Annotated in this window: 18 protein-coding genes and 1 pseudogene; 11 read left to right on the top strand and 8 right to left on the bottom strand. The window is 70.5% G+C overall.

Translation table 11 applies throughout. The features are described from left to right. Positions 1 to 12: 12 nt before the first annotated feature. The 3 genes from metC to KZ686_RS11170 are packed head-to-tail and all read right to left on the bottom strand — an operon-like array spanning position 13 to position 3,800. Positions 13 to 1,197, bottom strand: coding sequence for a cystathionine beta-lyase (gene metC / locus KZ686_RS11160; protein ID WP_265632394.1), 1,185 nt, complete (start codon positions 1,195 to 1,197; stop codon positions 13 to 15). Between the two features lie 22 nt (positions 1,198 to 1,219). Further along, a complete protein-coding gene (locus KZ686_RS11165; RefSeq protein WP_407648543.1) occupies positions 1,220 to 2,200 on the bottom strand; it encodes a Bug family tripartite tricarboxylate transporter substrate binding protein in 981 nt (326 codons plus the stop codon). A gap of 49 nt (positions 2,201 to 2,249) precedes the next feature. Continuing rightward, positions 2,250 to 3,800: a rhodanese-like domain-containing protein gene (locus KZ686_RS11170; RefSeq protein ID WP_265632396.1), complete on the bottom strand. Its 1,551-nt coding sequence runs from the start codon at positions 3,798 to 3,800 to the stop codon at positions 2,250 to 2,252. A 126-nt stretch (positions 3,801 to 3,926) separates the two neighbouring features. Here KZ686_RS11170 and KZ686_RS11175 point away from each other — a divergent pair. The 4 genes and pseudogenes from KZ686_RS11175 to KZ686_RS11190 all read left to right on the top strand — a co-directional run. Continuing rightward, positions 3,927 to 4,448: pseudogene (locus tag KZ686_RS11175) on the top strand (LysR substrate-binding domain-containing protein); the annotation flags it as partial. A gap of 275 nt (positions 4,449 to 4,723) precedes the next feature. Continuing rightward, entirely contained in the window at positions 4,724 to 6,055 is a 1,332-nt protein-coding gene (locus KZ686_RS11180) for a uracil-xanthine permease family protein (RefSeq protein WP_150084002.1), read from the top strand. A gap of 126 nt (positions 6,056 to 6,181) precedes the next feature. Continuing rightward, on the top strand, positions 6,182 to 7,681 hold the full coding sequence (locus KZ686_RS11185; protein WP_265632397.1) for an amidohydrolase family protein: 1,500 nt from the start codon (positions 6,182 to 6,184) through the stop codon (positions 7,679 to 7,681). Further along, positions 7,681 to 8,391 carry a sulfite exporter TauE/SafE family protein gene (locus tag KZ686_RS11190; RefSeq protein WP_370639517.1) on the top strand — a complete coding sequence of 237 codons (711 nt, stop codon included), beginning with the start codon at positions 7,681 to 7,683 and terminating at the stop codon, positions 8,389 to 8,391. The genes KZ686_RS11185 and KZ686_RS11190 overlap by 1 nt, the downstream gene beginning before the upstream one ends. On the opposite strand, the gene KZ686_RS11195 is transcribed toward KZ686_RS11190, so the two are convergent. Next, positions 8,377 to 9,501 (bottom strand): LacI family DNA-binding transcriptional regulator, encoded by a 1,125-nt coding sequence (locus KZ686_RS11195; RefSeq protein ID WP_265632398.1) that lies wholly within the window; start codon positions 9,499 to 9,501, stop codon positions 8,377 to 8,379. The two genes, KZ686_RS11190 and KZ686_RS11195, sit on opposite strands and share 15 nt — an antisense overlap. A 202-nt stretch (positions 9,502 to 9,703) precedes the next feature. Continuing rightward, on the bottom strand, positions 9,704 to 10,525 hold the full coding sequence (locus KZ686_RS11200; protein ID WP_265632399.1) for a class I SAM-dependent methyltransferase: 822 nt from the start codon (positions 10,523 to 10,525) through the stop codon (positions 9,704 to 9,706). A 343-nt stretch (positions 10,526 to 10,868) separates the two neighbouring features. Here KZ686_RS11200 and KZ686_RS11205 point away from each other — a divergent pair, with 343 nt between their 5' ends. Beyond that, positions 10,869 to 11,222, top strand: coding sequence for a hypothetical protein (locus tag KZ686_RS11205; protein WP_149318755.1), 354 nt, complete (start codon positions 10,869 to 10,871; stop codon positions 11,220 to 11,222). 34 nt (positions 11,223 to 11,256) lie between these two features. Here KZ686_RS11205 and KZ686_RS11210 read toward each other — a convergent pair whose 3' ends face one another. Together KZ686_RS11210 and pdxR are read right to left on the bottom strand one after the other, a co-directional pair. Beyond that, positions 11,257 to 12,471, bottom strand: coding sequence for an NAD(P)/FAD-dependent oxidoreductase (locus KZ686_RS11210; protein ID WP_265633463.1), 1,215 nt, complete (start codon positions 12,469 to 12,471; stop codon positions 11,257 to 11,259). Positions 12,472 to 12,697: 226 nt separating this feature from the next. Further along, entirely contained in the window at positions 12,698 to 14,140 is a 1,443-nt protein-coding gene (gene pdxR / locus KZ686_RS11215) for a MocR-like pyridoxine biosynthesis transcription factor PdxR (RefSeq protein WP_226106417.1), read from the bottom strand. A 377-nt stretch (positions 14,141 to 14,517) separates the two neighbouring features. Between pdxR and KZ686_RS11220 the strand changes: the two genes are divergently transcribed. After that, on the top strand, positions 14,518 to 15,276 hold the full coding sequence (locus KZ686_RS11220) for an NADPH-dependent F420 reductase (RefSeq protein ID WP_407648544.1): 759 nt from the start codon (positions 14,518 to 14,520) through the stop codon (positions 15,274 to 15,276). Positions 15,277 to 15,286: 10 nt separating this feature from the next. On the opposite strand, the gene KZ686_RS11225 is transcribed toward KZ686_RS11220, so the two are convergent. Further along, positions 15,287 to 16,117, bottom strand: a complete 831-nt coding sequence (locus KZ686_RS11225; protein WP_265632401.1) for a hypothetical protein — start codon at positions 16,115 to 16,117, stop codon at positions 15,287 to 15,289. Between the two features lie 108 nt (positions 16,118 to 16,225). Here KZ686_RS11225 and KZ686_RS11230 point away from each other — a divergent pair, with 108 nt between their 5' ends. From KZ686_RS11230 to KZ686_RS11250, 5 genes are all read left to right on the top strand, one after another. Beyond that, on the top strand, positions 16,226 to 16,480 hold the full coding sequence (locus KZ686_RS11230; RefSeq protein WP_149318751.1) for a hypothetical protein: 255 nt from the start codon (positions 16,226 to 16,228) through the stop codon (positions 16,478 to 16,480). 77 nt (positions 16,481 to 16,557) lie between these two features. Beyond that, positions 16,558 to 17,397, top strand: coding sequence for a DUF3348 domain-containing protein (locus tag KZ686_RS11235; protein WP_265632402.1), 840 nt, complete (start codon positions 16,558 to 16,560; stop codon positions 17,395 to 17,397). A 10-nt stretch (positions 17,398 to 17,407) separates the two neighbouring features. Beyond that, complete coding sequence (locus tag KZ686_RS11240) at positions 17,408 to 19,873, top strand: DUF802 domain-containing protein (RefSeq protein ID WP_265632403.1); 2,466 nt, start codon at positions 17,408 to 17,410, stop codon at positions 19,871 to 19,873. Further along, positions 19,870 to 20,517, top strand: coding sequence for an OmpA family protein (locus KZ686_RS11245; protein WP_265632404.1), 648 nt, complete (start codon positions 19,870 to 19,872; stop codon positions 20,515 to 20,517). Before KZ686_RS11240 ends, KZ686_RS11245 begins: the two co-directional genes overlap by 4 nt. Next, the gene (locus KZ686_RS11250) at positions 20,510 to 21,244 is read left to right on the top strand and encodes a DUF2894 domain-containing protein (protein WP_265632405.1); all 735 of its coding nucleotides are present in this window, start codon (positions 20,510 to 20,512) and stop codon (positions 21,242 to 21,244) included. The genes KZ686_RS11245 and KZ686_RS11250 overlap by 8 nt, the downstream gene beginning before the upstream one ends. The last annotated feature ends 12 nt before the right edge of the window (positions 21,245 to 21,256 follow it).

Consider the following 21,256-nt stretch of genomic DNA (forward strand, 5'->3'; position numbering starts at 1 on the left):
CCGTCCTGCAGTTCATCGGCCCATCGCCGCCAGCCCCTGCTCGAGATCCGCGATCAGATCGCGCGGATCCTCGAGCCCGACATGCAGCCGGACGATCGGCCCGCGGCCCGACCAGTCGCCGACGCTGCGGGCGCGCTTGACGTCCGACAGCGTCGCCAGGCTTTCGTAGCCGCCCCAGGAAGCGCCGATGCCGAACAGCGTCAGGGCGTCGATGAAGCGTTCCGCGGCGGCAAGGTCGTGACTGCGCAGTTCGAACGACAGCAGGCCGTTGGTGCCGGTGCAATCGCGCTGCCACAGCGCGTGGCCCGGATCGGCGGGCAGCGCGGGGCAGAACACCGTGGCGACCTCGGGGCGCTGCGTCAGCCAGTCGGCCACCGCCAGCGCGTTGGCCTCGTGCATCGCCAGCCGCGGCGCCAGGCTGCGGATGCCGCGCAGCACCAGATAGGCATCGTCGGGGCTCACCGCGATGCCGAAGCTGTCGGCCAGCGTGGACAGCGGCTGCCAGGCGTCCTCGGTGGTCGTCACCGTACCCATCATCACGTCGGAATGCCCGGACAGGTATTTGGTCGCGGCCATGATGGAGACATCGGCGCCGAGCGCCAGCGGCCGGTATTGCAGGCCGGAGCCCCAGGTGTTGTCGGCCACCAGCAGCAGCCCGTACCGCCGCGCCAGCGCCGACAGCCGGCGCAGGTCGCACATCTCGTAGACCAGCGAGCCCGGGCATTCGGCGTACAACATGCGCGTGGCGGGCTCGATGCGGGCCTCGAGGTCGCTGCCGTCGGCGGCGTAGAAATCGACGCGGATGCCGTGATCGCGCAGGAAGGTATTGGCCAGATGGCGCACCGGCTCGTAGACGCAGTCGGCCATCAACACATGGTCGCCGGGTCGCAGATAGGCCAGCAGCGTCATGCCGATCGCGGCGAGCCCGGTCGGATACAGCCGCGTCCGATGGCCGCCTTCGAGCGCGCAGACCGCGTCCTCGAGCGCGAAGCTGGTCGGCGTGCCGCGCGCGCCGTAGGTGAACAGGCGTTCCTCGCCGCGCCGTGCGCGTGCCTCGCGCTGCTGCGCCACCGTGTCGAACAGCACCGTACTGCTGCGCACGACCGGAGGATTGACGGGGCGGCCGCCCGGATAGTCGAGCGCCTTGCCGGCGTGGATCAGCGTGGTCAGCGGCGAATGTTGGATGGGATCGGGCATGGCGTCAAAGCGGCATCGGCAATCAGTCGATCTTCGCGCCCGACAGCTTGACGATGCGCGACCACTTCGCGATATCGCTGTTGAGCTGCGTGGCAAAGGCCTCGGGCGTGCTGGCGACGACCTCGCTGCCGCCGTCGTGGATCAGCTTGACGACCTCGGGCGACTGCAGCACCCGCACGATCGAGGCGCGCAGGTAGGCGACGCGCTCCGGCGAGGTGCCGGCCGGCGCGAAGATCCCGTACCAGTCCTCGAAGCTGGTGTTCTTGTAGCCGAGCTCGTCGAGCGTCGGGACCTTGGCGAACACGCCCAGGCGCTTCGGGCTGGTCACCGCCAGCACGCGCATCTTGCCGCTCTGCACGAAGCCCGCGACCGACGAGGTCGAGGTAATCAGCGTCGCCACCTGGCCGCCGAGCAGATCGGTGATGGCCGGACCCGCACCCTTGTACGGCACGTGCGTCAGCGCGATCTTGTGGTCCTTGTCGAGCACCACGCCGACCAGATGCGACAGCGTGCCGTTGCCCGGCGTCGCGTAGGTCAGCTTGCCCGGCTCGGCCCTGGCCTGCGTGACCAGGTCGGCGAAGGTCTTCAGCGGCGAATCGGCGGCGACGACGATGGCCAGCGGCGCGGCGTTCAACTGCGTGATGGGCGTGAAGCTCTTGATCGGATCGAAGCCCGCCGACGAGTACAGCGTCGGATTGACGGCCATCAGCGACACCTGCGAGGTCAGCAGCGTATAGCCGTCCGGCTTGGTCTCGGCCACCAGCTTCGCGCCGATATTGCCGCCCGCGCCGCCGCGGTTGTCGACCACCGCGGGCTGGCCCGTGATGGCGGCCAGCTTGTTGGTGACGATGCGCGTGATCGCATCGTTGCCGCCGCCGGCGGGGAAGGGCGAGACGAAGCGGATCGGCTGGCTCGGATAGCCGCCGACCGGCGTCAGCGGCTGCGCGCTGGCGGTGGCGAGGGGGACCGCGGTCAGGTGCGCCGCGGCCAGCAGGCCGAGCATCGACAGGGATATGGTTCTTTTCATGGGGACTCCTCCAGGCGTGGTGGTACTACGGCAGGCGGTAGCTGCCCAGCTCGGCGTCATCGAGCTGGGAGATCAGGTTGGTTTCCCACGCCAGGTACTGGCGCGCGGCGGCCTTGTTGCCGTCGTGGCGGTCGTGCACGAAGAACAGGTAGTCGATGCAGTCGCGGTCGGCGGGCTCGTTCGGCGAGGCCGACAGCGGCAGGCCGGCGGCGGTCCAGGCGGACATGCCGCCGTCGAGCACGCGCGCCAGGCCGCGTCGCTGCGCGGGCAGCGACAACGCGGCGGCCGCGGCGATCTGCGGCTGATCGGCGATCAGCACCAGCGGGCGGGTCTCGCCGACCACCGCCTGCGCCAGGCGCGGGCGGATCGACCAGCGCGCACCGGGGATGTGGGCCTTGCGGTAATCCATGCTGGCGCGCAGATCGATCGCGACAACCTCGCCGCTGTCGAGCGCGCGGGCCAGGCGCGCCGCATCGACGGTCGGCAGGGCCGGCAGCGCGGCGGTGGCGGGGACCGTTAGCCCGGTCAACGCCAGGCCGCTGCGCAAGCCGTCCGCCAGCACATGCGCGTCGTGTCCCAGCTGCCGCAGCCAGCTCGCCACCACCGGCGCACGCACGCCGTCGTCATCGAACAGCACCAGCCGCGCGCCGCGCACGCCGACGTATTGATCGGTGGCCTGGATCAGCTGGCCGCCGGGCGTGTGTTGCGCGCCGGGCAGCGTGCCGCGCGCGAATTCCTCCGGCGTGCGCACGTCGCACAGGAACAGCGTGCGCGTGGCGTCGCGGGCCCAGCCCTGCACGGTCGCGGCGTCGACGGTGGCCACGCCGTGGCGCTCGGCCAGCCGCGCCGCCGCCGCGCGCATCGGTTCGAGCGTGCTGGTGTCCGTCTTCTCGGGATAGTGCCGGTCGTTGCCGTGCTCGAGCTGGTAATCGGCCAGATACCAGCCCTGCGTGCCGTTCTCCAGCGCGTAGACCGGATTGGGGATGCCCAGGTTGATCAGCGTCTGCGCGCCGATGATGCTGCGCGTGCGTCCCGCGCAATTGATCACGATCGGCGTGTCGTGGTCGGGCACCAGGTCGCGCAGCCGGTAGGCCAGCTCGCCGTTCGGGCAGCAGATCGCGCCGGGGATATTCATCTTGCGGTATTCGGACAGCGGCCGGCCGTCGAGCACCACCAGCTTGTCGCCGCGGGCCTGCATCGCATGCAGCTGCTCGGCGCCGATGCGGGGCGTATGCAGCTTGTGCTCGACCAGCTCGCCGAAGGTCTTCGATGGCACGTTGACGCCGGCAAACAGCGCATAGCCTGCCGCGGCCCAGGCCGCGGTGCCGCCGCGCAGCACGTGCACGTTGGTGTAGCCCGCGGCGCGCAGCGCGGCGGCGGCCGGCACGGCGACGCTCTCGTCATGGTCGTAGACCACCACGCGCACATCGCGGCGCGGCACCAGGCGGCCGATCTCGAGCTCGAGGCGGCTGTAGGGCAGCGGCACGGCGAGGAACAGATGCGATTCGCCGTACTGGCCGTGCTCGCGCACATCCAGCAGGGCGATCTCGGCGCCGTCGTGCAGCCAGGCCTTCAAGGTCCGGGCATCGACGTAATCGGCCGCGCGATCGGTGGCGCGATCAGTGGCGCGAGCGGTGACGGCATGGGTCGCGGAAGCTGGAATGGAATCGGGCTTGGAAGCGGGATTGAAATCGGTCACGGAATCGGGCGCAGCCCCTTCCTGATGGAATCGCTGCGCCGGGGCGAGATCGACCTGACGCTGTCGACGCGCAGCGATCCGGCGCTGGAAGGCGTGGTGCTGCGGACCTCGCCGACCGTATGGATCTGCGCGGCCGACTACGTGCACGACATCTCGCGGCCGGTGCCGCTGATCCTGGCCGACGAGCCCAGCCTGTTCCGCCGGCTGGCGCTGGAGGCGCTGGAACTGGCGCAGGTGCCGTGGCGGCCGGGCTATCTGGCGCCGAACCTGATCGGCATCAAGGCCGCGATCCGGGCCGGCCTGGGCGTGACCGCGCGCAGCATCGAGCTGCTCGGGCCCGATATGCGCGTGCTCGGCGAGAACGACGGCATGCCCCGCCTGCCCGATGTCGCGTACTACCTGTGGATGCGTCCGGACGTGATCAATCCGGCCACGCGGCAGGTCTACGAGATGCTCAAGTCCACGCTGGGACTGAATGCCACGCTGGGACTGAATGCGAGCGCGGCCGGACCTTCGCCGGCCTGATTCTGTCGCGCATTCCCGTCACGACCTTCGCCGGCCCGCAGCGCAGGGCAACACAGCCGATACCGCTGGTTTCGAACGCCCGCTTGCATGGCCGCGGGCCTTCGCATAGACTAACCAAAACGTTTTGGTTACGCGGTTTTTTATCATTCAGCGGCGAAATACGCACAGACGGGCGCATAGACGCATAGACGCATAGAGGCATGAAGGCAGCGGCGCGGCTCACCGATCGCGCCACTCGCCAACACACGCCGCTGCCATCCAAGGAGGAGATCCCCATGACCCAACCCGCTCCCGCGGCCGTCGACGAGGTATTGCCATGGCGGCGGCTGTTCGCCTTCGGCATGCAGCATGTGCTGGTAATGGCCGCATCGCCGATTGCGTCCGTGTTCCTGATGAGCAAGGCGCTCAATTTTCCGGCCGCGCTGGCGATGCAGCTGCTCAGCGCGACCTTCGTGATCTGCGGCCTGGGCACCTTGCTGCAATCGTTCGGGCCCAAGGGCATCGGCGCCCGGCTGCCGTTCATCATGCTGCCCGGCGGCGCGCCGATCGTGCTGTTCATCCTGATCGCGCAGCAGACCGATGTGCAGACGGCGGCCGGCGCGGTGATCCTGACCGGCGTCTTCTATTTCCTCGTGCTGCCGGTGTTTCGGCGCTGCCTGCGCTATTTCCCCGCGGCGGTGGTCGGCACCATGCTGCTGCTGGTGGCGATCAATCTGGCGCAGGTCTCGGGCAAGCTGATCGCCGGGCAGCCCGGTACGCCGGGCTTCGGCGCGCCGATGAACCTGCTGCTGGCGTTCGCGACGATCGCCTTCACCGTGCTGTTCTCGCGCGTGCTGACCGGCATGCTGGGGCAGCTGGCCATCCTGCTCGGGCTGCTGGGCGGGGCGCTGGTGGCGGTGGGCATCGGCGCCTTCCACAGCGAGCATCTGTCGCTGTGGCCGGTGCTGGCGCTGCCGTCCGCGTTGCCGTTCGGCATGCCGAAGTTCGACCTGATCGCGGCGATTCCGCTGATGGTGTTCTCGATCGTGTCGATGGTGGAGGCGACCGGCCAGACCATCGCGATCGGCGATGCGGTCGGCAAGCCGATCGACGAGCAGCGCGACGTGCCGCGCACGATTCGCGGCGACGCCTTGACGTCGCTGCTCGGCGGGCTGTTCGGCACCTCGCTGATCATCACCAGCGGCGAGAACATCGGCATCGTGCGGGCGACCGGCGTGCGCTCGCGCTTCGTCACCGCGGTATCGGGCGGCATCCTGGTGGTGTTCGGGCTGCTGGCGCCGGTGTCGTCGCTGATCGCCGCGATTCCGGAGGCCGTGGTCGGCGGCACCGGGCTGATCGTGTTCTGCATCGTCGGCACCATGGGCATCGACATGCTGCGCAAGGTGGACCTGCGCGACCACGCCAACATGTACATCGTCGCGGTGGCGCTGGCGGTCGGGCTGCTGCCGATCCTGGTGCCGGGCATCTATGCCAGCGTGCCGGCCAACATCCGCATCCTGGTCGGCAACGGCGTGGCGATGGGCGCGATCACGGCGGCGCTGATGAACTTCCTGTTCTTCCATACCGGGCTGCGGCGCGGCATGGAGAAGGTGCCGGTCGCGCATTGAGTCGCTCATTGAGTCGCGCCTTGTAGTCCGCAGGTTTTTTACCCCTCTCCCGCAAGCGGGAGAGGGAGCAGTCATCCGCTTATCTGGCCATGCCGCCGCCTGCATGCGCCGCAACTCGTAGAACGTATGTCGCTTTCTTCCTCCGCTTTCCCCGCTCCCTTCACTGATCGCTTCACCGATCCGTCCGCCGATCCAGACCGCGCCGCGCTGCGCCCCGCGTCCTTCGACCGCCCGCAGGTGCTGCTGCCCGAATGGACCCTGCTGCGCGACGGCATCGTGCGCGACCACGCGATCGTGGTGCAGGACGGCCGCTTCGCCGCAGTCGGCCCGGCCGCGCAGATCGCCGCGCAATTCCCGCATCTGCCCACGCTGTCGTTGCCGCGCATGCTGCTGATGCCGGGCATGATCGATACCCATCATCATCTGACGCAATCGTTCGGCAAGTCGCTGGTGTTCGGCGAGCCCTCGGAGATTTTCCGGCGCGTGTGGGTGCCGCTGGAGGGCAGCCTGACCGAGACGCATCTGTACCTGTCGTCGAAGCTCGCCGCGCTCGAGGCGCTGCGCGGCGGCTTCACGACGGTGTGCGATGCCGGCACGCGTGCCGATGCGGGGCTGGAGGCGATCGCGCAGGCGGTCGGCGAGGCCGGCGTGCGCTGCGTGCTGGGCCTGATCTGCAACGATCGCCCCGGCGGCCAGACCCTCGACGCCGCGCCGATCCTGCGCCGCGCCGAGCGCCATCTGGCGATGTACGACGATCATCCGCTGGTGGTGCCGTCGCTGGCGATCTCGATTCCCGAGGTGGCCAGCGACACGATGCTGCGCGACGTCTATCGGCTGTGCGAGGAAGCGGGCCGCGTCTTCCAGACGCACGCCAACGAACATCTGGTCGCCGTGGAGCGTTCGCTCAATGCGCGCCGCCAGCGGCCGATCGAACATCTGGAGGCGGTCGGCGCGCTGGGCCCGGCCGCGCTGCTGGCGCACGCGACGCTGGTGACGCCGCACGAGATCCGCCTGCTGGCCGAGCGCGGCGCGGCGGTGGCCTACAACCCCGTCGCCAGCGCCTGGAAGGGCAATGCGGTGGCGCCGGCCGAGACCATGGCGACCTTTGGCGTGCGCCTGGGGCTGGGCACCGACGGCACCCGCAGCGACGGCTTCCGCCTGCTCGACTATGCCGAGGCGGCGCAGCGCTTCGCCTTCGGCATCGGCGTCGGCGACTCGTCCTGCGGCGCCGGCTGGCGCTGGCTCGACATGGCGACGCACGACGGCGCCGATGCTGCCGGCCTGGGCAACGTCACCGGCGAGATCGCGGCCGGCAAGCAGGCCGACTTCCTGCTGGTCGATTGCGATGTACCGGAGATGACGCCGTCGTGGGACCTGAGCTGGGAGCTGGTGCGGCTGGCCAATCGCGACCAGATCCGCGGCGTCTTCGTCGACGGCCGGCTGCGCCTGTGGGACGGCTGGCCGCTGGACTGGGATGCGCGCGCGCTGATGCGCGAGATCCGCCAGATGGCCGAGCAGACCATCGCCAACGCGCCGATCACCAAACTGCACGATCCGGCCGACGTTCACCGCGCCGCCAATCGTGCGTCGCGTCCCAAGGCGGCGAAGGGCGGGGCGCAGGCATGATGTTCGATACGACGATGCTGAGCGTCTGGCTCGCCGTGTTCGCCGGCGCGCTGGTCCAGGGCACCACCGGCATGGGCTTCGCGCTGATCGTGGTGCCGGTGCTCGCGCTGGCCGCGCCGGCGATGCTGCCCGGTTCGCTGCTGATCGCGATGCTGCCGCTGAACGCCTATGTGGCCTGGCGCGAGCGGCATGCGATCGATCTGCGCGGCGCCGGCTGGATCAGCGCCGGACGGCTGGCCGGTACCTTCGGCGGCCTGTGGGTGCTGGTGGCGGTGCCGATGGCCTGGCTCAATGCGCTGGTCGGCGGCAGCACGATCCTGGCGGCCGTGGTGTCGCTGATTGCGCCGGCATTCACGCCCGGCAAGATGACCTTCGCCTCGACCGGCCTGATCACCGGCGTGACCGAGACCGCCACCGGCGTCGGCGGCCCGCCGCTCGCGCTGGCCTACCAGCATGCGCCGGTGGCCACGCTGCGCGCGACCGTGGCGCTGTGCTTCCTGGTGGGCGAGATCATCTCGCTGATCGTGCTGGCGGTGGGCGAGCGGCTGGACGCGCCGCAGTGGCACTACGCGCTCGGCATGCTGCCGGTGCTGGGCGCCGGCATGCTGGCCAGCCATCTGGTGCACCGGCGCATCAACCAGCGCATGCTGCGGATCGGCGTGCTGGTGTTCGCGCTGGTATCGGGACTGGTGGTGCTAGTTCGGGGCTGACGTCGCGGGCCTGGCGGACGTCACCGAGGCCGCGGAGGTCGCCGACGTAGCGGACGTAGCGGACGTAGCCGACGTAGCCGACGATTCGCGCGGCACCAGCTCGGGCAGCGGCGCCGCCACGGACGCACGTTCGCGCCCGCCCGAGATATGCTCGAACAGCAGTTCGACGGCCAGCGACGCGACCCGTTCGAGATGCAGATTGACCGCGGTGATCGGCGGCTGGTGGCTGCGCGCGCGAATGCCATCGTAGCGGGTCACCACCATCAGGTCCTGCGGCACCCGCTTGCCGAGCGATTGCGCATGCGCGATCGCGCCGACCGCGAAGGCATCGACCGGCGCGCATAGCGCATCGATGTCCGGCTGCTCGCGCAGCAGTGCCGCGCAGGCGGCGGCGCCACCCGCTTCGCCTTCGCTCTCCTGCGCGGTGACGATATGGCAGGGCAGGCCCGCCGCGGCCACGAAGGCGCGATAGGCGCGCTCGGTCTCCACATAGGACTGGCGCGGCGTCGCGCCGATCAGCAGGCCGATGCGGCGCCGGCCCTGCGCATGCAGATGCTCGAGCACCAGCCGCGCGGTGTATTCGGATTGCAGATCGACGAAGGGCACCGGGTCTTCGGTGCCCGGCTCGCGGCCGATCGACACGATGCTGACGCCGCGCTGGCGCAGCAGCGCGATATGCGCGTCGTTGGCGACCGGCTCGATGACGATCGCGCCATCGATGTCCAGGCTGTCCAGCAGCCCGCCCGCGCCCTCCAGCGGCGGCACCAGCACGACGCCAAGGCCGCGGCCCAGCGCCGCTTCGGCGGCGATTGCCGCCACTTCCATCATGAAGCCCAGCCGCGAGGTGCCGCCGGCCACCGCGAACGGCATCGACGACACCAGCGCGATGCTGTTGGCGCGGCCCGAGCGCAGCCGCTGCGCGCGCACGCTGGGCCGATAGCCGAGCTGCTGGGCGATCTGCTTGACCCGAGCGCGCGTGGCCGGATCGACCACGCCGCGATCGTTCAGCGCATGCGATACCGTCGTCAGCGAGACGCCGGCCTCGCGGGCCACGTCATGGATGGTGATGCGTCGGTGCGGGGCGGATGCGCTCGGCCTCGGGTCTTTCATGCGTTGTCGGTGACGGAGCAGGGTAGCGGTGAAATGCCGCGCGGGAAGCGACGTCGCGGCGATCGCCTCGACGATGCGCGCGTTCGCGCCGCCTTCGATCGGCGCGGTGGCAAGCATACACCAGCGATCGCGCCGCGCCGCCATGCCGCCATCATGCAGCCCGCGCCGTCATGCAGCCCGCGCCATCATGCAGAGCGCGCCATCATGCGGTCACCGCGATCACATGCGCCGATATCCGGCCCTCGATCGGTCCTTCGCCGAACTGGCTGCGCAGCGCGGCCTCGCAATAGTCGGTGGCGCGTTGCATCGCATCGCCGCCGCGCGCTTCGAACTCGGCGCGCATCGGCGTCGCCTGGCAGAAGCCGACCGCCGGCACGCGCGCCGACTCGGCCTGGCTGCGCTTGCCTACCGTGTCGAAGCTGGGTGCCGAGGCAAAGCCGCCCGCGCGCAGGTCGCGTTCGATGGCGTCGCGCTGGTGGTAGCCATGCGGGGTCCGGGCCATGAAGTCCGGCGGCGAGTCGGGAAAGCACTCGGCCAGCGCGCGTGACACCGCGTTGGCGAAGTCGTTCTCCTCGATGCGGTCCCAGACATTGAACAGGAACGCACCGCCGGGCCGCAGTACGCGGCGCGTTTCGGCGAAGGCCCTGGCCTTGTCCGGGAAGAACATCACGCCGAACTGGCACACCACCAGATCGAAGCTGCCATCGTCGAACGGCAATTGCATCGCATCGGCCTGGCGCCATTCGGCCACGCGGCCGCCGAGGCCGGCCGCCTCGGCACGCGCCAGCATCGGCGCGTTCAGGTCGCTGACGACGAGTTCGGCCTCGTCGGGCAGCACCCTGGCCATCGCGCGCGTGACCACGCCGGTGCCGGCGGCGATCTCGAGCACGCGGGAAGGGCGCCGCTCGCCCACGCGGCGGGCCAGGTCATCGGCATAGGGCTGGAAGATCATCGGTACCAGATATCGCTCGTACAGCTCGGGAATCGGGCCGGTGAACAGCTTGTCGGCATTCGGTGTGGTCATGGCGGTCTCCTGGCAGGCTGCGGGGGCAGGGCGCCCGCCGCTTCAGTTGGCCTGCCAGTCCATGCTAGACGGCGATCACGGCCGGGGCGGCTCGCCTGCGGGACCTTCCGGCGAAATGCGCAGGCGGCGCGGCTTCCCCGAGGCGGGCGCGCGGCACGCGACCCAGATCTGTGCTTTTGTGCTCGCTTTGTTCGTTCTCGGGCGCGAGGCAACGCGCGGGACTTTGGCTGCCTGACCCGGCTGCATACGATCCGGCGCATCGCCATGCCGAGTGGCTGAGCGATCGGCGCACAGCGTCGTTCCAACCATCGTTCCACCAATCCATTTGCTCAGGAGCCTGATCTTGCAGACCAACCGTACTCCGCTGCTTCCGCCCCACCTTGCCGTCAACCTTGCCACGCTTGACCTTGAGGACGATCACCATGATGGCTACGGCTTGTTTCGCGAAACGCGCATCGCCATCGACACCGATGCAGGGCGGGATGGCGCCCGCCTCCATTGGTGCCTCGCCCATCCCAAACTGGCCGGCGGGCTGGTCGGTACCGTCGCCTTCGGCCTGGTCGCTGGCGCGAGCGGCATCACCTTCGCCGCCACGCATGACTGGCTCGCCGCGGCCGCCGTATTTGGGCTCGGCAACACCCTGATGGGCTGCGCGGGGAGTTGCATCCTGAACTACATATCGCGGTCGAACGGATGAGCGGACGCCGCCCGCCAACGCGGCGCCCTGACGGCTACCCGGCCTTTGGGTGATACCCCGGCTCCGCCATCTCGAACGCCGTGCCCCGGTGCGCCGGCGGCGGATAAATCCACTGCCGATTGATCTGCCGCTTCAGCGCCTTGGCTTCCGCACCGGTGAGCTGGACGTCGCGCTGCCACCCTTGGGTCAGTACCGCACCCCACGGACCGAGGTCCAGGCAGGTGACATAGCGTGGCTGGGCATACGGCGTCGCCGGGACGCCCAGCAGATCCGCCATCGCGTTGTTGCCGGCGACCCGGCCAAGCGGCATCGCATGCTGACAGGACATCAGCGTGCGGTGGCCCGCTTCATCGGTCAGGGCGCTCGCGGCATCGCCGGCGACGAACACGCTCGGGACGCCCGGCACGCGCAGGTCGGGATCGACCAGCAGCCGTCCGGCGCGGTCGCGCTCGGCGGGGATCTGCTGCGTCAGCGGCGTCGCCGTGACGCCGCCGGTCCAGATGACGGTGGCGGCATCGATCCGCTTGCCGTCACTGAGCGTGATGCCGTGGGCGTCGACCGCCGTTACCGCGACGCCGAGCCGGCGTTGCACCCCCAGCGCGTCGAGCGCCTGCTCGATGACGGGACGCGGCCCGGGTCCGAGATCGGGACCGATGGCATCCGCCTGCTCCACGACTATCACGTGTACTTCGCTGTCGTTGCCGAGCGCGGCACGCAGGCGCGCCGGCATTTCCGCGGCAGTCTCGATGCCGGTGAAGCCGCCGCCGGCCACCACCACCGTATTGCGCGCCGTCGACCACGGCCGCTCGGCCAGCGCGGACAGATGCCGCTCCAGTGCGACCGCGTCTTCGCGCTGATCGACGCTGAAGGCAAACCGGGACGGGCCGGGCAGCGCCGGCATTGCCAGACGGCTGCCGGCGGCGAGCACCATCCGGTCGTAGCGAATTTCGCTGTACCGGCCTTCGCCATCGCGCAGCGCGACGCGGCCGGCGGCGGTGTCGATGGTGTCGGCCCAGCCGGCGATGAAGCGCACGCCGACGGTGTCGAACAGCGCATCGAGCGGCGCCGCCATGCGCGCCGGCGCGCTCTCATAGAGACGCGGCCGCAGCGTGATGGCGGCTTCGGGCGCCACCACCACGATCTCGATGGCATCCGGCGCGACGCCGTGGCGATCGCGCAGTCTGGCGGCGGCCAGCGCCGCATACATGCCGGCAAAGCCGGCTCCGACGATAACGACTTGCTTGTTCATGACACCCCACGATTGGCAACGACGGAGGATCCGTCCGGATCGACAGGTGGGGATGGTAGGAGGCGGGGGGCCGGCGGGAACAGTACCAAGATCTGAGCAAATGCAGGCACCATCGAATGCCTGCACATCGCGCGTCCGGCTACGGTATCGGCGCACGGCATCGCCGCAGCGTGCTGCAGCAGGCTGTTACGGGGTTCTGCTGACTGCCAGGGACTGCTGCGAGGGCTCAGCGCATCTCGGCCAGCAATGCCATCAACGTGTCGCAGGCCGGCTCCAGCCGCGCCTCGCTCAGATTGGTGACGCCGAGCAGCAGGCCGCGCTGCTGCGGGTGCCGCCCGGGGTCGGCATACCAGCGCGAGACGGCGGAGGGCGCGATGCCGCGCCGCACCGCTTCGGCCGCGATCGCCCGATCGTCGCAGTGGGGCGGCAGCCGAAGCCGCACGGCCAGCCCGGCCATCGCATCGACGTCCGCCTGCGGGCCCGGACGGGCGTCCAGGAGGGTCCGCAGAAGGCCGCGCAGCGCATCGCGCCGCTGTGCATACAGCGCCTTCATATGCCGCAGATGGCGCAGATAGTGGCCCTCGGCCATGAACTCGGCAAACGCCAGCTGTGTCGCCAGGTTCGGCGCGGGAGCCAGGCAGCCGGCCACCTCGGCGAAGCGTTCCGCCAGCGGCAGCGGCGCCACCACGAAGCCCAGCCCCAGCGCCGGGCTCATGGTCTTGCTGAACGTCCCGATATGGATCACGCGGCCGTGCCGATCGGTCGCCGCCAAGGCCGGTGCCGCGCGGCCCTGCAATTGCAGTTCGCTCAGATAGTCGTCCTCGACGATCCACGCCTGCGCGCGGGCGGCCCAGCGCAGCAGCGCCTGGCGCCGTGCGGGCGACAGCGGCACGCCCGTCGGCGCCTGCTGCCCGGGCGTGACCACGGCGAGCGCCGCCTCGGGCGCCAGCGCGAGGCCGCGTTCGACATCGAGCCCGTGCGCGTCCACCGGGATCGGCACTGCGCGCAGCCCGGCCAGTTGCAGGCCGGTCCGCGTGACCATATAGCCCGGCTCTTCGATCCAGGCGGTGCGGCCGGCGAGTTGCAGCGCGGCCAGCGTCAGCCCCAGCCCGCCGCGATAGCCGGCGGTCAGCACGATCTGGTCAGGCACGCAATGGATGCCGCGCGCGATCGCCAGATAGCTGGCCAGTTGCGAGCGCAGCGCCGCCGCGCCGCGCGGATCGGGATAGGTGACCGGCGACATCGCGCCGGTACGCAGCGCCCGCGCCCGCAGCCGGGACCACAGCTTGGCCGGGAACGCGTCCTGCGCCGGCACGCCCATCTCGAACGGCAGCGGAAGCGCGGAGAAGTCGTGGAGGAGGCCGCTCAGCGGCGCGTTCAGCGCCGGCGCCGGCGCGGCTGCGGACTCGGTTCGCGCCGGCTGGGCGGCGACGCGGGTACCGGCTGCTCCGGCCGCGACCACCAGCCGCTCGTCGATCAGCCGTTCATAGGCGCTGCGGACGGTGCCGCGGCCCACGCCAAGCCGGGCCGCGAGATCGCGCCACGAGGGCAGCCGCGCGCCGGGCGCCAGCCGCCCGTCGCGGATCGCCAGGCGCAGATTGCCGGCGATCTGCGCGCTCAGGGGTTCGGATGACAAACGGTCGAGGCTGACGTCGAGACTGGAGTCCATGCGGGAAAAATCGATCGGCGTTGCATCGCCGGCTGGCGGGACAAGGCGGCGTTGGACAGGCATTCTAAGCCGCAGCGCTGGCGGCAACGGCATGGAGGCCACCGGCAATTTGACCTAGAGTGGCCACAGTAGCCGCGGTCAGGGCAGCGTTCACGCCGCTCTTCCCGCCACCGCTTGCCGCTTGCCGCTTGGAGGACATTGCCATGGACCGCCCGTTATTGCGTCGGCTTCCGCGCCTGCTGCGGACGCGCTTGCCGGCACAGTTGCCGATCCATTTGCCGACTCGGTTGGCGCCCCCATTGAGGCCATCGAATCCATTGCCGCTGCCGCAGCGCCCGGATGCGCACCGGCGGCGGCTGCTGGCAGTCGGTGGCGCGATGCTGCTGCCGGCCGCATTGCCCGGCCTCGCCTCGGCGCAATCCGCGTCACCTTCACCTTCACCTTCACCTTCGCCGCAGCAGTCGGTGCCCCGTCCATCGGGCAGCAAGCCGATGCAGATCGGCGTGATCGGCAGCGGCCGGATCGGTGGCACGGTCGGAGGGCTATGGGTCAAGGCCGGCTATCCGGTCTTGTTCTCGTCGCGGCATCCGGAACAGCTCAAGCCGCTGGTCGATGGCCTGGGGCCGCAGGCCCGGGCGGGCACGGTGGCGGAGGCGGTCGCTTTCGGTGACGTGCTGTTCGTTGCCGTGCCCTACGGCGCGCTGCCTGAGATCGGCAAGGCGCATGGCCGCGGGATGGCCGGCAAGGTGGTGCTGGACGCCACCAACGCCTATCGCCATCGCGATGGCGCCGCGGGCGAGGATGCGCTGGCCAACGGCATCGGTCCGACCACGTCGAAATACCTGCCGGGGGCGCGCATCGTGCGCGCCTTCAATTTCACCAGCGCCAGCGATTTTGCGACCCGGCACCATCAGGAACCGCGGATCGCGATACCCATCGCCGGCGACGACCGGGCCGCGCTCGACACCGCCTCCGAACTGGTGCGGGCCGCCGGCTTCGAGCCTGTCGTCATCGGTCCGTTGAAGATCGCCGACAGCTTCGCGCCCGGCGGGCCGCTGTTCCGGCAGGTCGGCAGCGCCGAGGAACTGCGGCAGAAGGCGAGGGCCGCAGTGCCGGCGCAGCCTGCCGGGCGCTAGCGCTCGGCGATCACAGCCGATACAGCGACGCTGGCGAGCCCGCCGGCGGGCTCATCAGATTGCGCACGGTGACCTTTGCCAGCAGGTTCGTCCGCGCCGCGTCGCTCAATTGACCGCCGTGGATCAGTGCCATCGCCTTGTCCTGGATACCGGCGGGCGGCTGCGGCCACGACAGCCACTCGGCCAGCCAGGCGGCCTGCAGATCCGCCGGCATCGCTGCCAGCCCTTGCTCCATGGCGCAGACCAACGAAGGCGAAGCGTCCGGGCGCAGCGCGAGATGCGCGGCTTGCTCCAGCAGCCCCGCGCGTGCCGTTGTCCTGCCGGCCACCTGCGGCCGCTCGGCGTCGCCGAGGACCGAGGCGAGACGCCCCCGCAACGTGTCGTCCCGCGGAAGATTCGGGCCGGCGAGGTACCGCGCAATGCTGGCCGCCAGCGTTTCGGCCGACGTGGTGTCGCGCCGGTTGACGAGGCCGCCCGCCCGCTCGACGTCCTGGATCAGGCAGTTGCTCAGCCGGAACTGATGGCTTTCCAGCAGCGTGCCAAGCAGATCGCGCGGATGTGCGCCCGGATCTCGCTGCCTTTCCTGCTCCAGCGCCTGGAATACCGCGTTCAGTCGGAGAATGTCCTGCTGGGGCGCGGCGGCGCCCGTCGAAGAGGTGTGCATGGGAGAAGTATGGAGGTGAGCGTTGAGGGAGGAGCCGCGGCGTGCCGGCTGGCGTGCTGCTGCGTCGCCACCGCGGTCCGGCTCGTGTCCGCGACGCGGACCGCGCGATTCTGGCCAGCCCCGCCGCAGCGCGCTTCCGATTTGCGGCGCGGACCGCAGGAAGCGTGCCTGGCTCAAGACGCCATGCCGCCGGCCGCTGCGCTGGGCGACGGTAGAATGCCTGCGCGCCGGACCGTTCCGTCTCAGTAGCCAGATTTCCGCTGACACCGACCAGGGAGGATGACGATGAGCGCCCCAAATCCCCAGCACCCCGACGAGCACCGCCTCGGCGCCTGCGCTTACCTGCTGCACATGCTGCTGCAGCGCGCGGAACAACAGCAGCCCGGCATGCTCGATGCACTGATACGCGGTGTCACGGCGGACCGGGACGGCGCGCAAGCGCAAGGACTGGCCGATCCACGTACGGCCGGCGTCTTCGACGAAGCGCTGCGCATGCTGCAACTGGCGAACGATCAGCTCAGGGCGCAGACCCGACCGTAGCGATCGCGGGCTTACGCCCGCCGCGGCCGAAACGCGGCCCCGGCAGTGTAAACTGCGGGGTTTTTCACTCAGGCGCTATGTTGCAAGTGCCCCCGAGCGCAGCCCCCGGCGGACAGACGCTGATCCGGTTGCTTGCGCACCTGACCGAAGCCCAGGCCCCCGAATCGGCCGCGTCGCTGTCGGGCCAGCTAAGCCAATGGCTGGGCTGGACCGACGCGATCGCCTTGTCGTCGGCGCTCAACGGCAATCCGCCGGCCGTGCCCGCGGCCGGCGCGCGTGCGGCCGTCGGCGACGAAGCCGCCGACAGCGCGCGGGTGCGGGCGATGCTGGTCGACGCCATCCGCGACGACCGCGCCTCGGCGAGGGGGCGGCGCAGTCCGGTCCGGCCCATGCCGGCGGAGGCGCTCGATGCGTCGGCCGATTTTGCGATCTACCGCCAGCGCTACCAGACGCTGCAGCAGAGGATGGAGACCGCCATCGGCGATCTGCGCGGCCGCCTGCGCGCGGCGCTGGCGCGGCGTCCCGGGCAGGGCAGGCTGGCGATGCTCGATGCGGTGATGGAACGCGTGATGGGCGCGCGCGAGCAGGCGTTGCTGGCGAACGTCCCGGCCGTGCTCGAGGCGCACTACCAGCGGCTGCGGCAGGCGGAGGAAAGCGCGCTGGCCCAGGCCGCGAGCGCCAATACGGTCAATACCGCCAATACCGGCAATACAGCCGAAGCCGCCGAAGCCGCGCAACCCACCGACACCACCGCAAGGCCCGAGCCGGCCGGCGTGGCGCCGACGGTTACGCCCGGCGCATGGCGCCGTGTGTTCCGCCGCGATATGGAAGACCTGCTGCTGGCCGAACTGGACCTGCGCTTCCAACCCGTCGAGGGATTGGTGGCGGCCCTTGGCGCCAATCGATCCGGCAGCTAACCAGAACATCATGATCCGATTCCCTATTCAACTTGTTGTGTTCCTGGCGGGCCTGCTGGCCGTCTGCTGGATCGGCGCCGGCTACGCGGGCTCGAATGCGCTGGCGTTCGCCGTGACGCTGCTGATCGGCGGCTTCTATGTCGGGGGCGCGTTCGAGCTGCACCGCTATCGCCGCGCGACGGCGAGCCTGACACAGGCCGTCGGCGGCCTGTCCGAGACGCCGGCGACCATGGGCACCTGGCTCGAACGCATCGATCCGGGCCTGCGCCAGGCCGTCCGGCTGCGCGTCGAAGGCGAGCGCGTCGCCTTGCCGGGACCCGCGCTGACCTCGTATTTCGTCGGCCTGCTGGTGCTGCTCGGCATGCTAGGGACGTTTCTGGGCATGGTGGCCACGCTGAAGGGCACCGGCCTGGCGCTGGAAACCGCCACCGATCTGCAGGCCATCCGCGCCTCGCTCGCCGCGCCGGTCAAGGGCCTGGGCTTCGCCTTCGGTACCTCGGTGGCGGGCGTGGCGACCTCGGCCATGCTGGGGCTGCTGTCGGCGCTGTGCCGGCGCGAGCGGATCGACGCCGCGCAGCTGCTGGACGCTCATATCGCGACGACCTTGCGTGTCCATTCGCGGGTCCATCAGCGCGAGGAAGCCTTCAAGCTGATGCAGCGCCAGGCCGAGACGATGCCGGTGCTGGTCGACCGGCTGAACGCGATGATGGCCGCGATGGAGCAGCAGAGCCAGGCACTGACCGAACGGCTCGCCGCCAGCCAGGACGCCTTCCACGGCAAGACCGAAGCGGTGTACACGCGCCTGGCCGCATCGGTCGAGCAATCGCTGAAGGACGGCGTCGCCGAGAGCGCGCGCGCCGCCAGCGCGGCGATCCAGCCGGCGGTGGAAGCCACCATGAGCGGCCTGGCGCGCGAAGCGGCCGGGCTGCGCGACACCGTCACGCAATCGATGCGGCAGCAGCTGGAAGGCCTGGCGTCGCGTTTCGATGCCACCACGACGCAGGTGGCCGGCCTGTGGAGCGAGGCGCTGGCGGAGCACCGGCGTACCAGTGCGGCGCTGGCCGACGGCCTGCGCGGCACGCTCGACGGCTTCACCGCCAACTTCGAGCAGCGCTCGGCGGGATGGCTGGAGCAGGTCGCGCAGCGCATGGACACGGCAGCCGCCGCGACTTCGGCCCGCTGGAACGAAGCACTGTCCGGCCACGAGCGCACCCTCGGCGCGATCGCGAGCGAGAACCAGCAGGCGCTGGCGACCGCCGCCGGCGCCTTCGAACGGAATGCGAGCGCGCTGCTGACCACGGTCGCGCAGGCGCAGGCCGAGCTGCGCGCGCAGCTGGCCGCGCAGGACGAGCAGCGGCTCGCCAACTGGAGCGCGACGCTGTCCAGCCACGAGCACGCCATCGGCGCGATCGCCAGCGAGAACCAGCAGGCGCTGGCGACGGCCGCCGGCGCCTTCGAACGGAATGCGAGCGCGCTGCTGACCACGGTCACGCAGGCGCAGGCCGAGCTGCGCGCGCAGCTGGCCGCGCAGGACGAGCAGCGGCTCGCCAACTGGAGCGCGACGCTGTCCAGCCACGAGCACGCCATCGGCGCGATCGCCAGCGAGAACCAGCAGGCGCTGGCGACGGCCGCCGGCGCCTTCGAACGGAATGCGAGCGCGCTGCTGACCACGGTCGCGCAGGCGCAGGCCGAGCTGCGCGCGCAGCTGGCCGCGCAGGACGAACAGCGTCTCGCCACCTGGAGCGCGAAGCTGGACGGCATTGCCGCGGGGCTGCGCCAGCAATGGGAAGCGACCGGCGCGCAGACCGTGGAGCGGCAGCAGCAGATTTGCGAGACGCTCGAGCGCACCGCGCGGGAAATCACTGCCCAGACGCAGGCGCAGGCAGGCGCCACCATCGCCGAAGTCGCCCGCTTGGCGCAGGTCGCCGGCGAAGCGCCGCGCGTGGCGGCCGACGCCATTGCCGAACTGCGGCGCAAGCTGTCCGATGAAATGGCGCGCGACAACGCGATGCTGGAGGAACGCACCCGCCTGATGGAGAGCCTGTCCACGCTGCTCGAACAGGTCAGCCGGACCTCCACCGCGCAACGCGAGGCGGTCGACACGCTGGTCGATACCAGCGCGGAACTGCTCGAACGCATCGGCTCGCGCTTCACCGACAAGGTCGAGGCCGAGACCGGCAAGCTGACCGAGGTGGCGGCGCAGGTCACCGGCAGCGCCGTCGAGGTCGCCAGCCTGGGCGAAGCGTTCGGCGTGGCGGTGCAGCTGTTCAGCGAGTCGAACGACAAGCTGATCGCGCATCTGCAGCGCATCGAGACCGCGCTCGACAAGTCGATGGCCCGCAGCGACGAGCAGCTGGCCTACTACGTGGCGCAGGCCCGCGAAGTGGTCGACCTCAGCATGCGCTCGCAAAAGCAGATCCTCGAAGACCTGCAGCAGGTCGCCGGCCAACGCGCACCGGACGCAGAGGCGGCATGAAAGAGGAGATCGACGCCGGCGTCGAGCCGACCGTACCGACCTGGGCCGTCTTCGGCGACCTGATGTCGGTGGTGCTCGGCGCCTTCGTGCTGATTCTGCTGGGCGTGATCGGTATCCAGCTCGAACTCGCCTCGCGGCTGGACAACGAGGTCAAGCAGCGCCAGCAGGAGATGCATCGCCGCGAGAGCCTGGAACAGGCGCTGGCCGGCCCGCTGGCCGCGGGGCGCGTGACGCTGGTGAACGGGCGCATCGGCATCAGCGGCAGCGTGCTGTTCGCGCTGAACTCGGCCGAGCTGCAGCCCGAGGGGCAGGAGGTGCTCAAGAGCCTGGCCGCGCCCTTGAAGGCCTATCTGCGCCATCGCGACGAGATCCTGATGGTCAGCGGCTTCACCGACGACCGGCAGGTGCGCGACGGCAACCGCCAGTTCGCCGACAACTGGGAGTTGTCGGCCCAGCGCGCGCTGACGGTGACGCGCGCGCTGATAGACGCGGGCGTGCCGGCCGCGTCGGTATTCTCCGCCGCCTTCGGCTCGCAGCAGCCGGTGGCCTCGAACAAGGACGCGCAGGGCCGCGCCCGCAACCGCCGCGTCGAGATCGCGCCGATCCCGCGCGTGTCGATGGGAACGGGGAAGTCCGGTGGCTAGCCTCGGCGCCGACGACATGCTGGCGCGCATCGACGCATGGCGCGACAGCGGCGCGGATCGCGTGGATCCGGTCAGGTTTCGCCTGCTGGAGGCACTGGCGCGCCGTATGTCGGCTCATGGCGGCGAGGCGCGGCGGCGGCTGGAGGAAAGGCTGGCCGGGCTGGTGCAAGCCTATGAGGACGGGCTCGGGCGCGCGGCGGCCACGGCGGCCCAGCCCGAACGAGGTCCAGCGCAACGCCGGCGCATGACAGGACCGCTGGCGGCACTGGTGCGCCAGCTCAGAGGCGATATCGAGGGGCAGGGCGCCGATCCTGCGGCGATATCCACGGTTACCGCCACCGCCAGCACCGCCACCACTGCCACCGCGATCGCGTCGCGTCACCCGCCCCAGCCCGACCCGGCGCTGGTCGAATATGTCCGCCAGACATGGACCCGCCTCAGCGCGGAGCGCGCCTGGCGGCAATCGCTCGAACGCGTCCCGGAAAACGCCGGACCGCTGAACTCGAACCACCTGATCCACCGCGCGCTGTCCGCGATGCGCGAGCTGTCGCCCGGCTATCTGCAGCAGTTGCTGTCCTATGTCGACACATTGTCGCGGCTCGAGCGCATGAACGGCAATAGTGCGCCGGACAGCAAGGGCGCGCCGCCGGCCGGCGGTCAGGCGAAGGCCGTACGCGGCAAGGCACGCCAGTCGCGCGCCAGGCCCGCGGCGCCGCCGAAACCGTAGCGCCTCACCGCA

Origin of the sequence: Cupriavidus cauae (assembly GCF_026210475.1) — a bacterium.
In the GTDB taxonomy this organism is placed as follows: Bacteria; Pseudomonadota; Gammaproteobacteria; order Burkholderiales; family Burkholderiaceae; genus Cupriavidus; species Cupriavidus cauae.